The following is a 13,508-nucleotide window of genomic DNA, read 5'->3' on the forward strand; positions in this document are numbered from 1 at the left end:
GGCGGCACAGGTTAGCGCATCGGGCGATCCTTGCGGCGGCCTGCATGGCGCCGAGCGGTGCGCGACAGCACCCACCAGGCAAAGCCCAGCGGCACGAACAGCGCCGCCATGGCCAGCAGCGCCATCAACAGGTCAGTGACCATGGCGCAGGCCGCAGCGCGCGAGGTGTTCGCGCCAGCTCACGAGCCGGCCGATCTCGCCCGAAGGCACGCATTCGATCAGCCGGTGCAGCACGTCGGCATAACGCGCGAGCGGCAGGCGGATCATCAGGCGCACGCAGGGCGCGTCGCTTTCCTGCGAGCTGCAGGCATGCAGCAGCGGCTCGCAGCGCACCACGCCGGCCTCGGGGCAGCCGGCGATGCTGCGGCGCACGCGCAGCGCGTCGGCGCAGCAGACCGTGACGTCGAGCACGTAGAACGCGCTGCTTCCATTTCTGCCGTTGCCTTGCTTGTTCAGGGGAGCGTGCGTTCTCTGCACGCCGGGGTGTTCTCGATAGGCGGCATAGGCCATGGTTGGTTTTTTCTCCTCAACGCGGAACCGAAGGGCTGAAGGAACCCGAAGCGGCATCGAGCGCGATGTTCAACGCCAGCACATTGACGCGCGCCTCGCCCAGAAAGCCCAGCAGCGGCTTCTGCGTGTTCCTGTCGGTCAGCGACTGGACCTCGGACAGCGGCATGCCGCGCACGCGCGCCACCCGCGCCACCTGGTACTGAGCGGCGGCGAGGCTGATGTCGGGATCGAGCCCGCTGGCCGAGGCCGTGACCAGGTCGACGGGCACCGGCGCAGTGTTGTCCGGATCGGCCGCGCGCAACGCTTCCACGCGCGCCTTCACCGCATCGGTCAGCGCGGGGTTGAGCGGGCCCTGGTTGGAGCCGCCCGAAGCGCTCGCGTTGTAGGGCTGCGGCGCGGTGGCCGAGGGGCGGCTCCAGAAGTGCTTCGGATCGCTGAAGTTCTGGCCGATGAGCTTGGAGCCCACCACGGTGCCGTCGAGCACGATGAGGCTGCCGTCCGCCTGCGCGGGGAACGCCGTCTTCGCAACGCCGGTGACGGCCATCGGATAGATCAGGCCGGTGAGCGCGCTCAGCAGCACGAAGAGCACGAGCGCGGGGCGGACGATGCCGCCCTCGCTGCCATTGCCGTTGCCATTGACGATGTTGTTGTTCATGACGGAATACTCCTCAGACGAGATGCACGGCGACAAGCAGCCAGTCGATCAGCTTGATGCCGATGAAAGGCACGAGCAGGCCGCCCAGGCCGTAGATGGCCAGGTTGCGGCGCAGCAGCGCGGCGGCGCCCACCGGCCGGTAGCGCACGCCCTTGAGCGCCAGCGGAATCAGGAACACGATCACCAGCGCGTTGAAGATCACCGCGCTCAGGATCGCCGACGACGGGCTCGCCAGCCGCATCACGTTGAGCGCGCCCAGCTGCGGATAGGTCGAGATGAAGATCGCCGGGATGATGGCGAAGTACTTCGCCACGTCGTTCGCGATCGAGAAGGTGGTGAGCGAGCCGCGCGTCATCAGCAGCGCCTTGCCGGTCTCCACCACTTCCAGCAGCTTGGTCGGGTTGGAGTCGAGGTCGACCATGTTGCCGGCCTCCTTCGCGGCCTGCGTGCCGCTGCCCATGGCCACGGCCACGTCGGCCTGCGCGAGCGCGGGGGCGTCGTTGGTGCCGTCGCCGGTCATGGCCACGAGGCGGCCTTCGGACTGGTACTGGCGGATGAGCGCGAGCTTGTCCTCGGGCGTGGCCTCGGCCAGGAAGTCGTCCACGCCGGCTTCGGCGGCGATGGCTGCTGCGGTGAGCTTGTTGTCGCCGGTGATCATCACCGTCTTGATGCCCATGCGGCGCAGCTCGGCGAAGCGCTCCTTGATGTCGGTCTTGACGATGTCCTTGAGCTCGACGATGCCGAGCACGCGGTTGCCCTCGGCCACGGCCAGCGGCGTGCTGCCGCGGCGGGCCGTTTCCTCGGCCGCGCGAAGCACCTCTTGCGCCGCCGTGCCGCCGATGGCCTCGACGTGGCGGCGCACCGCGTCGACCGCACCCTTGCGCAGCAGCACGAGGTCGGTGTCCAGGCTGTTCGGCGCGGCCGGCAGATCGGCGCCGCTCATGCGCGTCTGCGCGGTGAAGGCGACGAAGCGGGCACCTTCCACCGGCGTCGGCTCCAGGCCTTCGCGGCGCGCGAGCTCGACGATGCTGCGGCCCTCGGGCGTCTCGTCGGCCAGCGAGGCCATCATCGCGGCGCGCGCGAGGCGCGCCTTGGTCACCCCCGGCGCGGGCAGGAATGCGCTGGCCTGGCGGTTGCCGTGCGTGATGGTGCCGGTCTTGTCGAGCAGCAGCACGTCGACGTCGCCAGCCGCTTCCACCGCGCGGCCCGAGGTGGCGATCACGTTGGCCTGCATCATGCGGCTCATGCCGGCCACGCCCACGGCCGACAGCAGCCCGCCGATGGTCGTCGGAATGAGGCACACCAGCAGCGCGACCAGCGCGGTGAGCGACACCACGGTGCCGGCGCCCGCGGCCTCCACGCTGAAGATGGAGAACGGCAACAGCGTGACCGTGACCATCAGGAACACGAGGGTGAGCGCGATCAGCAGGATAGTCAGCGCGATCTCGTTCGGCGTCTTCTGCCGCTTGGCGGCCTCGACCATGCCGATCATGCGGTCGAGGAAGGACTCGCCCGGGTTGACCGAGATGCGCACCACCAGCCAGTCCGACAGCACGCGGGTGCCGCCGGTGACGGCCGAGAAGTCGCCGCCCGATTCGCGCACCACGGGCGCCGACTCGCCGGTGATGGCGCTTTCATCGACCGAGGCCACGCCTTCGATGACTTCGCCGTCGAGCGGAATCACGTCGCCGGTCTCGACCAGCACGACGTCGCCCTTGCGCAGGTTGGGCGCCTGTTCGGGAAGCCACTGCGCGCCGTGATGCGGCTCATGGAGCTTCTTGGCCCAGGTGTCCTTGCGCAGGCCGCGCAGCGAAGCCGCTTGCGCCTTGCTGCGGCCCTCGGCCAAGGCTTCCGCGAAGTTCGCGAACAGCACGGTGAACCACAGCCAGATGGTCACGGCCAGCACGAAGGCGGGCTTCATGCCGGTGTCACCGGGAAAGCTCAGCGCGTGCACCCAGAGCAGGCTGGTGAGGATGCTCCCGATGTAGACGATGAACATCACCGGGTTGCGCCACTGGGTGCGCGGATTCAGCTTGGCGAAGGCGCCCCACAGGGCGGGCTTGACCAGCGCTGCGTCGAACAGCGAAAGAGATGTTTTGGTGTGGACAGTCATGGTGCGCTCCTTATTTCCAGAGCACGAGGTGTTCGACGATCGGCCCGAGGGCCAATGCCGGCACGTAGTTGAGCAAGCCGACCAGCAGCACCGTGCCGATCAGCAGCGAGACGAACAGCGGGCCGTGCGTGGGCAGCGTGCCGCTGGTGACGGGCAGGCGCTTCTTGGCCGCGAGCGCGCCGGCCACGGCGAGCACCGGCACGATCATCGCGAAGCGGCCGAGCCACATGGCCAGCGCGAGCAGCCCGTTGTAGAACGGCGTGTTGGCCGACAGGCCCGCGAAGGCGCTGCCGTTGTTGTTGGCGGCCGAGGTCAGCGCATACAGGATTTCGGAGAAACCATGCGCGCCGGGGTTCGCGATGCCGGCCTTGCCCGCGCCCGCGATCACCGCCACCGCCGTGCCCGCCAGCACCAGGATCGGCGTGACCAGGATGGCGATGGAGATCAGCTTCATCTCGCGCACCTCGATCTTCTTGCCGAGGTACTCGGGCGTGCGGCCGATCATCAGGCCGGCGATGAACACCGCGAGCATCGCGAAGACCAGCATGCCGTACAGGCCCGAGCCCACGCCGCCGAACACCACCTCGCCGAGCTGCATCAGTACCAGCGGCACCATGCCGCCCATCGGGGTGAGCGAGTCGTGCATGCCGTTGACCGCGCCGCAGGAAGCGGCCGTGGTGATGGCGGCGAAGAGCGAGGAGGCATCGATGCCGAAGCGCACCTCCTTGCCTTCCATGTTGCCGCCGGCCTGCAGCGCGCCGTGCATCTGGTCGACGCCCAGCGAAGTCAGCAGCGGGTTGCCGGCCTGCTCGGCGGGCGTGATGACGATGACGGCAACGACGAACATCACCGTCATCGCCGCGAGCACGGCCCAGCCCTGGCGCATGTCGCCCACCACGTGGCCGAAGGTGAAGCACAGCGCCGCCGGAATCAGGAAGATGGCGAGCATCTGCAGCAGGTTCACCAGCGCCGTCGGGTTCTCGTACGGGTGCGCCGAGTTGGCGTTGAAGAAGCCGCCGCCGTTGGTGCCGAGCATCTTGATGGCTTCCTGCGAAGCGACCGGGCCCATGGCGAGCGTCTGCGTCTTGGTGGTGGCGTCTTCCATCACCGGCTGGCCCTTTTCATCCTTCAGTGGCTGGCCGTCGGCACCGTTCTTCGGCTGTTGGAAGGCGGTGGTTTCGAGCGTGCTCACCTCCTTGTAGCCGTCGAAGTTCTGGATCACGCCCTGGCCGACGAAGACCACGGCGAGCACGAAGGAGATCGGCACCAGCACCCACAGCGTGACGCGCGTGATGTCGGCCCAGAAGTTGCCCACCAGCCCCTTGCCGTCGCCGCGGCGCGCGAAGCCGCGCACCAGCGCGAAGGCCACGGCGATGCCGGTGGCGGCGGAGAAGAAGTTCTGCACCGAGAGCCCGAGCATCTGCGTGAGATAGCTCATGGTCGACTCGCCGCCGTAGCCCTGCCAGTTGGTGTTGGAGACGAAGCTCACCGCGGTGTTGAAGGCCGAGTCGGGCGACACGGCCGCCATGCCCGCGGGGTTGAGCGGCAGCCACGCCTGCAGGCGCTGCAGCGCATAGACGAAGATCGCGCCAATGGCATTGAAGGCCAGCAGCGCGAAGGCATAGCGCAGCCAGTGCATCGGCTGCTCGGGCTTGGTGCCGGCGAGCTTGTAGAGCGGCGCCTCGACGCGCTGCATCCAGCGCGGCACGCGCTCGTTGCACAGCGCGGCAAGGAACTTGCCCACCGGCCATGCGAGCAGGCCCAGCAGCACCAGGAAAAGGGCCAGCAGGCCCCAGGCGGAGGAAGTCATTTCAGAATTCCTCCGCGCAGATCAGCGCGAACACCAGGTACGCGAAAAGAACCACGGCGATCAACGCGCCGAAGCCGTAAAGAACTTCGAGGCTGATCACGACGCGGCTCCATCGGCGGCGTTCGACGCCTTGTTCGACGGGTTCTTCGGCGCATCGAGCCTGTTCAGCCCGACCACCATGGCCCCCACCACGGCCCACAGCGCCACCAAGGCGCCCATCCAGACGATGTCCATTCATCAACTCCTGCAGCGAAATTCAAGACCTTCAGTCTCGGCAGCGGTGCATAAAAACGGGGAACAGAGTCCGTGGGGCCGCATAAAGAAAACGTAAAAACGCGCCCCCGTCCCCGATAGCCCCGCGGCCTGCCGAGGTCATCGCGCCGCAGTCCTCGACAGCGTTCGCGGCCTTGCTCAATAATCAAAGCGTTTGCTTGATAAATGGCAGGTCGATCCTGCGCATCCCCCACGAAGCCGTCCATGCCCGTCCCCATCGACGCCAAGCCCGCCTGGTTGCCGCACCAGCCGGCCGACCGCATCCTGTCCACGCTCAAGACGCGCGGGGCGCTCGGCATTCCCGACATCGCCAAGGTGCTGAAGGTCACGGTGGAAGCGGTGCGCCAGCAGATGGTCAAGCTGGAGGCCGACGGCCTGGTCGATGCGCAAAGCCGCCCCGGCGGGCGCGGGCGGCCGACGCAGATCTGGCGGCTCACCGGCGAAGGCCACAAGCGCTTTCCCGACACGCATGCCGAGATGACGGTGCAGATGATCAGTGCCGTGATCCGCGTGTTCGGAAACACCGGCATGGACCAGCTCATCGCCGCGCGCGAAGACACCATGCGCGCCAACTACGCCGAGGCCCTGCGCGGCGCGCGCAGCCTCCAGACGCGGCTGGAGCGGCTGGCCGACATTCGCAGCCGCGAAGGCTACATGGCCGAGTTCCGGCCCGAGGGCGACGGCTTCCTCTTCATCGAGAACCACTGCCCCATCTGCACCGCGGCACAGGCCTGCACAGGCTTTTGCCGCAGCGAACTGCAGCTTTTCGACGCGGTGCTGGGGCCCGACGTGAGCGTCAGCCGCGTCGAGCACGTGCTCGCAGGCGCGCGGCGCTGCGCCTACCAGGTCAGCCCCAGGCAGGGCACCTGATTTTTTTCATCACCACCAAAGGAAACCCACCATGGAACACATGCTCCCTCCCTTGCCGTACGCCCTCGACGCACTGGCGCCCGAGTATTCGAAGGAAACCCTCGAATACCACTACGGCAAGCACCACAACGCCTACGTGGTGAACCTCAACAACCTGCAGAAGGGCACCGAGTTCGAATCGATGACGCTCGAGGAGATCGTCAAGAAGTCCAGCGGCGGTATCTACAACAACGCCGCACAGATCTGGAACCACACCTTCTTCTGGAACTGCATGAAGCCCCAGGGCGGCGGCGCTCCGACCGGCGCCCTGGCCAAGGCCATCGATGCCAAGTGGGGCAGCTACGACGCGTTCAAGGAAGCCTTCGTGAAGTCGGCCGTAGGCAACTTCGGCTCGGGCTGGACGTGGCTGGTGAAGAAGGCCGACGGGTCGGTGGACATCGTGAACACGGGCGCCGCGGGCACGCCGCTGACCACCGGCGACACCCCGGTGCTGACGGTGGACGTGTGGGAACACGCCTACTACATTGACTACCGCAACCTGCGCCCGAAGTTCGTCGAGACCTTCCTGGCCAAGCTGGCGAACTGGGACTTCGCGGCGAAGAACTTCGGCTGAACCGGGTTCGGGCGCGGCATCCTCATCAGCCGTTGATCAGGTTGAGGATGTTGCCGTCCGGGTCCTTGAACCAGGCGACCTTCATGTGGTCCATGACATGGATGTCGCCTTCGAGCTTCATGCCGGGCATGTCGTAGTGCTCGAAGCGCACGCCCTTGGCCTTGAGCGCCGCCACGAGCCGCTCGATATCGCCATCGACCGACCAGGTCACGGCCGTGGCCTGGTTGGTGCCGGCGAATGAGGAACGGTAGACGTTGATCCGCGTAGTGCCGCTGCGATAGACGATCACCTCCTCGCCTTGCGCATCGACCTGCGTCAGGCCCAGCGTGCCTTCGTAGAAGCGGCGCGCCACGGCCAGGTCTTTCACCGCGAGGTTGGCCACGGCGTTGATGTTTCCGAGCATGGGAGTCTCCTGTGAAGCCCATTGCGCGGTGGACGCGCGGCGGGCGAGCCAAAAATACTCAACCATTCGGTGAAGTATTTGCCTCGCGGCGGCCGGTGTCAATACCGCGCTAGTTGCTCGCACGAGCCGTGGAGCGATCGAAAGCTCTACGGCGCGCGGGTTGTGGGAGGCAAAAGCACGCAAAACGCTTCTTCGACATCTTGAGCCTTAACCAAGGAATTGTTCGAAGCCAACGAGTAGCTTTTGATCTTCTTCCTACCTCTTATGAAATTCATCATGCGAGCCCCACCTTTGCTGGAGTAAACCACGACGCCATCCAATCCTTCATCCGCCCCAATTTCGGGATCTTTGAACGATTTTAGCAAGTGATTCAAACGCTGAAGCGATGGCCTGTCTTTTTCAATAAAAACCTTTCGAATCAGATCATCAGTAATTCCATCAGGGCGCTTCCTCATATACAAGGTTGACCCCCACTGCTCCCAGCGCACGCCGCAACTCGAATCAACTCGACCTGAATGTATGAAATCATGAATTACCTCATCAACATTCAACCCCTTGCCCCCTCTCTCCAGGTTCACCCAAACCACCAGTCGATCATCCCTATATCCCGCAAATGAGTTCAAAGAAAAACCAAACAAAAAGGCCGCCCAAGATGCAAAAACCACACTTTTGAAGAACAAAAAATTCGTCACACTCAGCTCCCGTTACGAAATTCATCATATGCGACCCACCTTTATTGGAGTAAACCACCACCATCCCATCTCTTCCAATCCAATCCAATCCTACGGCGCGCGAGTTATTGGAGGGAGGAGTGCACAGAACGCATCTTCTATGTCCTCCTTCGCAGGACGATTACCATGCGACGCAATGGTTACGGATTCAATTTTATTTTTCCCCGTTGTCAAGCTCATCATTTTTGCGTCGCCTTGAGTCGTATACGCAATAATGCCATCAAGGCCGTCGTGGTGATGAAAATCAATATCCCTATAATTCCTCAATGCGAAGTTCAATCGTTTTTTTTGAGCACTGTTTTTTCTCAAAAAAACACCCTCAACTAAATCATTATCAATCAATGGAGGGCGCTTCTTCATATACAGTAAAGAATCCCCCATTTTCCACTGTCCATCGCAGTTAACTGCCTTACTCGTCGCGTAATCAGCAATCACCCCATCGATCCTCCTTTTGTCGGGAGAATGATCAAGATTTACCCATACGACATAAGGGCCACCAGCATATCCTGCAAAAGCAAAGGAAGTAGATTTAAAAAGCAAGGCAAAAAATGTCGTCGCCTTCCATAGCAATCGCTGCAGTGATGACCGCCAAAAATAAGTCATGTCAAGTGAGTGTTGGGGTTTCTTTATTCGCATTAGATTTTCCAGCATCGATTCCCATTCTTTTATTTATTTCGACTGCTTTCATCTCTTCCAGCCCAGGGTCAGAAATATCCTTCTTAGCCTGCTCATAATATGCAATTGGCACGAAGTACTTCAAATGATTAGGGTCACCTTTATGCACGACCTTCTTCCCATCTTTATTTTTTGTTGTACGCGCAGCAACAGGCGCGATATTGAAGTACGAAAAATTTATTTGCTGATCTTGATTCCCGCCAAGCAATATCAACCCATTGGAGCCGTTTTTTGCATATACAAATCCCACATGATGCCCGTGATCAGATTTTGATGTAACCATTGCAATGGCGCCATATATTGGCTTGTCCAGCTCAACAAACAAGGGATTTCGGATCATGCGCGCTGTTTTTTCTGACTTCTCTTTGGGACCGTCTACTTCATAAAAACTGTGCGCACGTGCCTTCGCAGCTTTGTGATTGGGAAAACCGATATTGTCGATCGGATATTTTGCCTGCGACAGACACCAATTGACAAAAGCAGCACACCACGCGTTGCTGTTCCCGTTCAGAGATTTCAAGCCATCGTTGATTTCGACGTGATAATTTATTTTTTCTTGCAGAGTAGATTCGGTTTCACCAGCTCTAAGCTTCGCCTCCACAATCGCAATAGGCATCCACGGCGCTCGCCCAGGCCACGGATTGATCAGTGCCAAGACCTTTCCCGTTCCCTCCTTGGATCGTTCCGAATCCGAGGGTTGCGTGCTTGACGGAATAGGCGCTGCTGGCGGAGCAGCACGAGGTCGGGCTTTCGGAATTAGTGGCGTGCTTGCTGATGCAGCTTTTGGTGCGGTGGAAATTGAAGCCGACTGTGCTGCGCCAGGCTCCTTGCCCCTCCCACCAATCAGCAGCACTTCGCCAGGATAGATCCGGTCGCTGCTCAACTCGTTGGCATCCTTGATTGCGGCAACGCTGGTGCGATACAGCTTCGCGATCTTTCCCAGGCTGTCTCCGGGCTGCACCACGTAGCTCATCGGCTTCTTTTGGTCCAGCGTGGAACTGTTGATCTTCTCCGACCCAGCGACACCTTTCCATTTTCTGAACTTCGCCAGAAGATTGAAGTCCTGCCCGGTGTCGCCTTGAATCGTCCCGACCTTCACGGGCTCCTTGGTCTTCGGGTCTGTGACCTTGACGTGCACAGCGGCCTTGTCCGAAGGATGGATCACCAACGGGAAGCGGCCTGTGGCATCGGATTTGACCTTTTCCTCCCTGCTTCCTCTTTGCAGGATGATTTCCGTGTCGGGCAAGGGCTGGCTGCCATTGGTGGCGTTGATCGTGCTCACGACCACCCATGTTTCCTTGCGGGTTTCAGGCTTGGCGTGGTAGCCCTCGATTTCCGAGATGCTGTCCACTATCTTTTCGAGCTCGGCGTCGGTGCATTCGCTGAGCTTCCGGTCGGCCGGAATGCCGCTCGTGCGGAGCAGGTCGTTTGCGTATTTTTCCGTGTTGTTTTCCCCCTTGGGGGCATAGACAGGAATGGCTTCGGGGATGGTTCGATCGCCGTGCAAGCGTTTCAGGTTTGCCTTCAGCTCTGCTCGCCCGGAATCCTCATCGGGAAAGATCAGGAAGGTTCTGCCGGACTTGGTCGTGGCAAACCCCACATAGCCTTTGGCCTTCCTGGGGGCGGGCGCGCCACCTACCATTCGAGCCGTCAAGTCGCCGGGGTTGTTGATTCGCCATGGCAGTGTTCCACCGGAGCGCAGCAAATGGCGGCCATCCTCACAGATGAACTCCGCGACTTCGATGTTGGGGTGATAGGTAGCGGATATCAGCTTTGACATGTCATATCCAAGAACTCAGGCCAGTCCATTCAGGTGGGCTTCCACCGCGGATTCAGAAAGAAAATGGTTGAGGCCAGAACCGACTCCTGATTGGGCGTACTTTGAGTTTTCGACGGTGTCCAAGCCGTCGTCCACGCCATCGCTCTCGACGGCCTCCTGGCTTTCTATTTCGGCGGTATTGGGATCGCTCTGCCGCGTGCGAATCGTGGGAACTGGGTTCCAGTCCCACGTCTCTTCGCCCACGATCAACGTCGCCTCGTCGGGCGTCTCGAAGGTGATTCTTGGAAGTCGTCCGTCGTCCGGAATGATCCCTTCGGCCGTGATGGCTTGCCGCTCGTCAAGGATTTTGTAAGGCAGCCCTGCCATTTCCACATGCTTGAAGACTTCGTCGCTGCCAAGAGGGGCGAAGCGAACGCTGTATTTGTCGTCGTGACCGACGCCTTGCATCCGCAGAAGTTTTTCCATACTCATAGGCCCCGCAAAGCTGTGGACCCCCGCATGCTCGCGCCAAAGCCCGCGGGTGCCATGCACGATCCCCGAGGCGTTCCACCTGGTAAAGCTGCTGCCCCCGTTGATCAGGATCTCTTCCTTGGCGGTGATGCTGATCTTTTCGGCCTCCAGCTTGATGTCGAGCTTCGCCAGGAGGTTGATGCTGTTTTGCAGGGCGACGATGTCGATGCCGGCGGTCGCCGCAGTCAGGCGGATGGACTTGTAGGCGAACAGGCGCACGGCTTCCTTCACGCTGGCCAGGAAGCTCTTGCCCGCGCTGATGCTGGTGTGGCCACCGCTGCTCAATGCGTTGTGGGTGATGCTGGCGATGTGCGTGGCGCCTGCCGCCGTGCTCTGGATGCCCGCCGCACTGGCGATCACCAGATGGGGTTCGTCGAGCTCCGGAAACCGGCCCTCCTGCCTGTCGCCACCCCTGCCCTTGATGGCGTCGTTCTGTTCCTTCAGCGCTTGGGTGACGGCGTCCTGATCGCCCGCCCCGTGCGCCTTGGCCTGCTGGGCGGTCTGGCTCTGGCGTTCATGCAGATCGCGCGCGGCCGTCAGGCGCGCGACCGTTTCGCCCAGATCGGTGATGTGGCCCTGCGCATGGGGCCGTGTCTCGGTGGTGAGCAGCAGGCCCCTGGCTGCGCGCACCGCGGCATGGCCATCGGTGCGCAGTTCGGCGCCCTGGCCTCGGTCGTCTTTGCGGCCTGCCGTGTCGTCGATGCGGCCGATGTGGCCCAGGCTCAGGCTGCTGCTGAGGTGATCGCTCTTGAGCTGGGCCTGGATTTTTCCGGGATGGTCGTCCAGCGCCAGATGATTGCCGCGCGTCCCGCCAGAACTGCCTTCTGGACTCAGTTCGCGGCTGCGAATGCCCGAGAGGTTCTTCTGATCGGGCAGGTGCCACGCGGGCATGTTCTCGGCATTGAACACACGCCCTGTGATGATGGGGTAGTCCGGATCGCCGCTCAGGAAATCGACGATGACTTCCTGGCCGATGCGCGGCAAGGCCGCGGTGCCGAAGGTCGCGCCGGCCCAAGACATGGCCACGCGCACCCAGCAACTGGAGTTCTCGTTACGCTGACCCAGACGATCCCAGTAGAACTGGATTTTGACGCGGCCGTACCGATCGGCCCATATTTCTTCGTTCTCCGGGCCGACCACGATGGCCGTCTGCGGGCCACGTGTGCGCGGCCTGGGCGTGGTGCGCGGCGGTCGCCATGCGTAAGTCACGGGCTGCGCCTTGAAGGCGAAGCGCTGAACGGAGCCTTCGGAGGCGTCGGCACCTTCGCTGGCTTGAAGATTTTCCTGCAGCTCGTACTCGACGCCCGTCAGAAGGTATTTCTGATTCTGGTCTTCCCTCGGGTGGCTGGCGAGCTGGAAGGTGTGGCCCGGCGCCAGATCGCGCCTGTTGGAATGCCCGCTCGCAGCACTGCGCTCGCTCAACTGTTCTTCAGTACGGATGCGCGCGTAGGCTTCGCCGTCGTTGTGCTGCTTGTAGCCACCAGGCCATTCGTACAGTTCGAAGGAGTCATGGGCATGGCCTGGGGGCATTTGACGTTGGTTGGAAAGGTCCGCCCTGGGCTTGAGGGGGTCGTAGTCGTTGGTGAAATGAAACCCCGGGCGGATTTCTTCGCCGGACTGCCATTCATAGATGCACTCGCTCGGACTTGAGCCACCTCCGGTCATGCCCGCTTTCTCCAGCGGGTGGAAGCGCACGGTATCGCCTCCGGGCAACGGATCGTGGGAGATGGCGATGTCGTCCGCGAACATCAGCACGTGCCGCTCTGCTTCGTGCCTGAAGTAGTAGTAGATGCCTTCCAATTCGCACAGGCGCGAGATGTACGAAAAATCGCTTTCGTGATACTGCACGCAGTAGTCCCACGACCGGTATTCGCGGCTGAGCCTCTTCTCGATGGGGTAGCCGTAGCTGTCGAGCACTTCGGTGAGGATGTCGGGGACGGTTTTGCCCTGGAAGACCCGGAAGTCGCTCCGACGTGTTGCCAGCCACAGCCATGGACGCAGCTTCATCTCGTAGAAGGACTGGCGCGCGTCTTCTTCGATCAGGCCGAAGCAGGTGACGATGCCGCCGAGATAACGCAGGTCGCCGCGCTCGGTTTCCATCGCCACGGTGGCCGTCTTGCCGAGCAGGGCTTTCGGGTCGATGGCGTTGCTGTGGCCCAGCAAGTCGACGTCGAATTCGAAGAGCTGGTGCAGCGCTTCGCGCCCGGCCAGGCGATGGAACTGCAACGCGTCGCCCAAGGGCGAGCGGAGGGTGACGCGCCTTTTCACGGGCGCGGGCGAGCACGCGCACTCGCACGATCGAAGATGAACATGAGACTCCCTGATTGGCCGCCCTCAGGGTCTGGGGGGCCGTTTTGTTGGATTATGTAACCCGCTCTGGCCACCCCGAAAGCAACCCAAAGTAGCCATCGCGTGCGCACGTGCGCAATTCGTGAAGCAATGCACGTTGCGGAGCCGCCGCAGCCCGAGAAGAGGCCCTTCGCGAACCACGAAAACCCTGCGGCTCCGCTTCCGGCACACTGCACCCCGGTGCAGTGCCCGACGAGGCCTCAAGTCTGCAACCCG

At 62.3% G+C, this 13,508-nt stretch carries 14 protein-coding genes; 2 read left to right on the forward strand and 12 right to left on the reverse strand.

Features of this window, described 5'->3' with window-relative positions:
- Positions 1-11 precede the first annotated feature (11 nt).
- From ACEN9N_RS22860 to ACEN9N_RS22890, 7 genes are read right to left on the reverse strand one after another with little or no spacing between them, the layout of a single operon-like run.
- Complete coding sequence (locus ACEN9N_RS22860; protein ID WP_007838092.1) at positions 12-143, reverse strand: hypothetical protein; 132 nt, start codon at positions 141-143, stop codon at positions 12-14.
- On the reverse strand, positions 133-510 hold the full coding sequence (locus tag ACEN9N_RS22865) for a hypothetical protein (protein ID WP_007838094.1): 378 nt from the start codon (positions 508-510) through the stop codon (positions 133-135). Before ACEN9N_RS22865 ends, ACEN9N_RS22860 begins: the two co-directional genes overlap by 11 nt.
- Before the next feature lie 16 nt (positions 511-526).
- Positions 527-1,165 carry a potassium-transporting ATPase subunit KdpC gene (kdpC, locus tag ACEN9N_RS22870; protein WP_495654589.1) on the reverse strand — a complete coding sequence of 213 codons (639 nt, stop codon included), beginning with the start codon at positions 1,163-1,165 and terminating at the stop codon, positions 527-529.
- A 13-nt stretch (positions 1,166-1,178) separates the two neighbouring features.
- Positions 1,179-3,278, reverse strand: coding sequence for a potassium-transporting ATPase subunit KdpB (gene kdpB / locus ACEN9N_RS22875; protein WP_495654590.1), 2,100 nt, complete (start codon positions 3,276-3,278; stop codon positions 1,179-1,181).
- A gap of 10 nt (positions 3,279-3,288) precedes the next feature.
- Positions 3,289-5,088, reverse strand: coding sequence for a potassium-transporting ATPase subunit KdpA (kdpA, locus tag ACEN9N_RS22880; RefSeq protein ID WP_495654591.1), 1,800 nt, complete (start codon positions 5,086-5,088; stop codon positions 3,289-3,291).
- Position 5,089: 1 nt separating this feature from the next.
- Entirely contained in the window at positions 5,090-5,188 is a 99-nt protein-coding gene (kdpF, locus tag ACEN9N_RS22885) for a K(+)-transporting ATPase subunit F (protein ID WP_019657711.1), read from the reverse strand.
- Positions 5,185-5,322 (reverse strand): hypothetical protein, encoded by a 138-nt coding sequence (locus ACEN9N_RS22890; protein WP_495654592.1) that lies wholly within the window; start codon positions 5,320-5,322, stop codon positions 5,185-5,187. The genes kdpF and ACEN9N_RS22890 overlap by 4 nt, the downstream gene beginning before the upstream one ends.
- 243 nt (positions 5,323-5,565) lie before the next feature.
- Here ACEN9N_RS22890 and ACEN9N_RS22895 point away from each other — a divergent pair, with 243 nt between their 5' ends.
- Both ACEN9N_RS22895 and ACEN9N_RS22900 read left to right on the forward strand, forming a co-directional pair.
- Positions 5,566-6,231, forward strand: coding sequence for a helix-turn-helix transcriptional regulator (locus ACEN9N_RS22895; RefSeq protein WP_495654593.1), 666 nt, complete (start codon positions 5,566-5,568; stop codon positions 6,229-6,231).
- Between the two features lie 31 nt (positions 6,232-6,262).
- Positions 6,263-6,844, forward strand: a complete 582-nt coding sequence (locus ACEN9N_RS22900) for a superoxide dismutase (protein WP_495654594.1) — start codon at positions 6,263-6,265, stop codon at positions 6,842-6,844.
- Between the two features lie 25 nt (positions 6,845-6,869).
- Here ACEN9N_RS22900 and ACEN9N_RS22905 read toward each other — a convergent pair whose 3' ends face one another.
- From ACEN9N_RS22905 to ACEN9N_RS22925, 5 genes are all read right to left on the reverse strand, one after another.
- Positions 6,870-7,247, reverse strand: coding sequence for a VOC family protein (locus ACEN9N_RS22905; RefSeq protein ID WP_413315263.1), 378 nt, complete (start codon positions 7,245-7,247; stop codon positions 6,870-6,872).
- Positions 7,248-7,393: 146 nt separating this feature from the next.
- Complete coding sequence (locus tag ACEN9N_RS22910; RefSeq protein ID WP_157632289.1) at positions 7,394-7,939, reverse strand: hypothetical protein; 546 nt, start codon at positions 7,937-7,939, stop codon at positions 7,394-7,396.
- Positions 7,940-8,029: 90 nt separating this feature from the next.
- On the reverse strand, positions 8,030-8,581 hold the full coding sequence (locus tag ACEN9N_RS22915; RefSeq protein WP_495654595.1) for a hypothetical protein: 552 nt from the start codon (positions 8,579-8,581) through the stop codon (positions 8,030-8,032).
- A 1-nt stretch (position 8,582) separates the two neighbouring features.
- Positions 8,583-10,433, reverse strand: coding sequence for a LysM peptidoglycan-binding domain-containing protein (locus ACEN9N_RS22920; RefSeq protein WP_495654596.1), 1,851 nt, complete (start codon positions 10,431-10,433; stop codon positions 8,583-8,585).
- A 15-nt stretch (positions 10,434-10,448) separates the two neighbouring features.
- A complete protein-coding gene (locus ACEN9N_RS22925; RefSeq protein WP_495654597.1) occupies positions 10,449-13,211 on the reverse strand; it encodes a type VI secretion system Vgr family protein in 2,763 nt (920 codons plus the stop codon).
- Positions 13,212-13,508: the final 297 nt, after the last annotated feature.

The organism is Variovorax sp. Varisp46 (genome assembly GCF_059491885.1).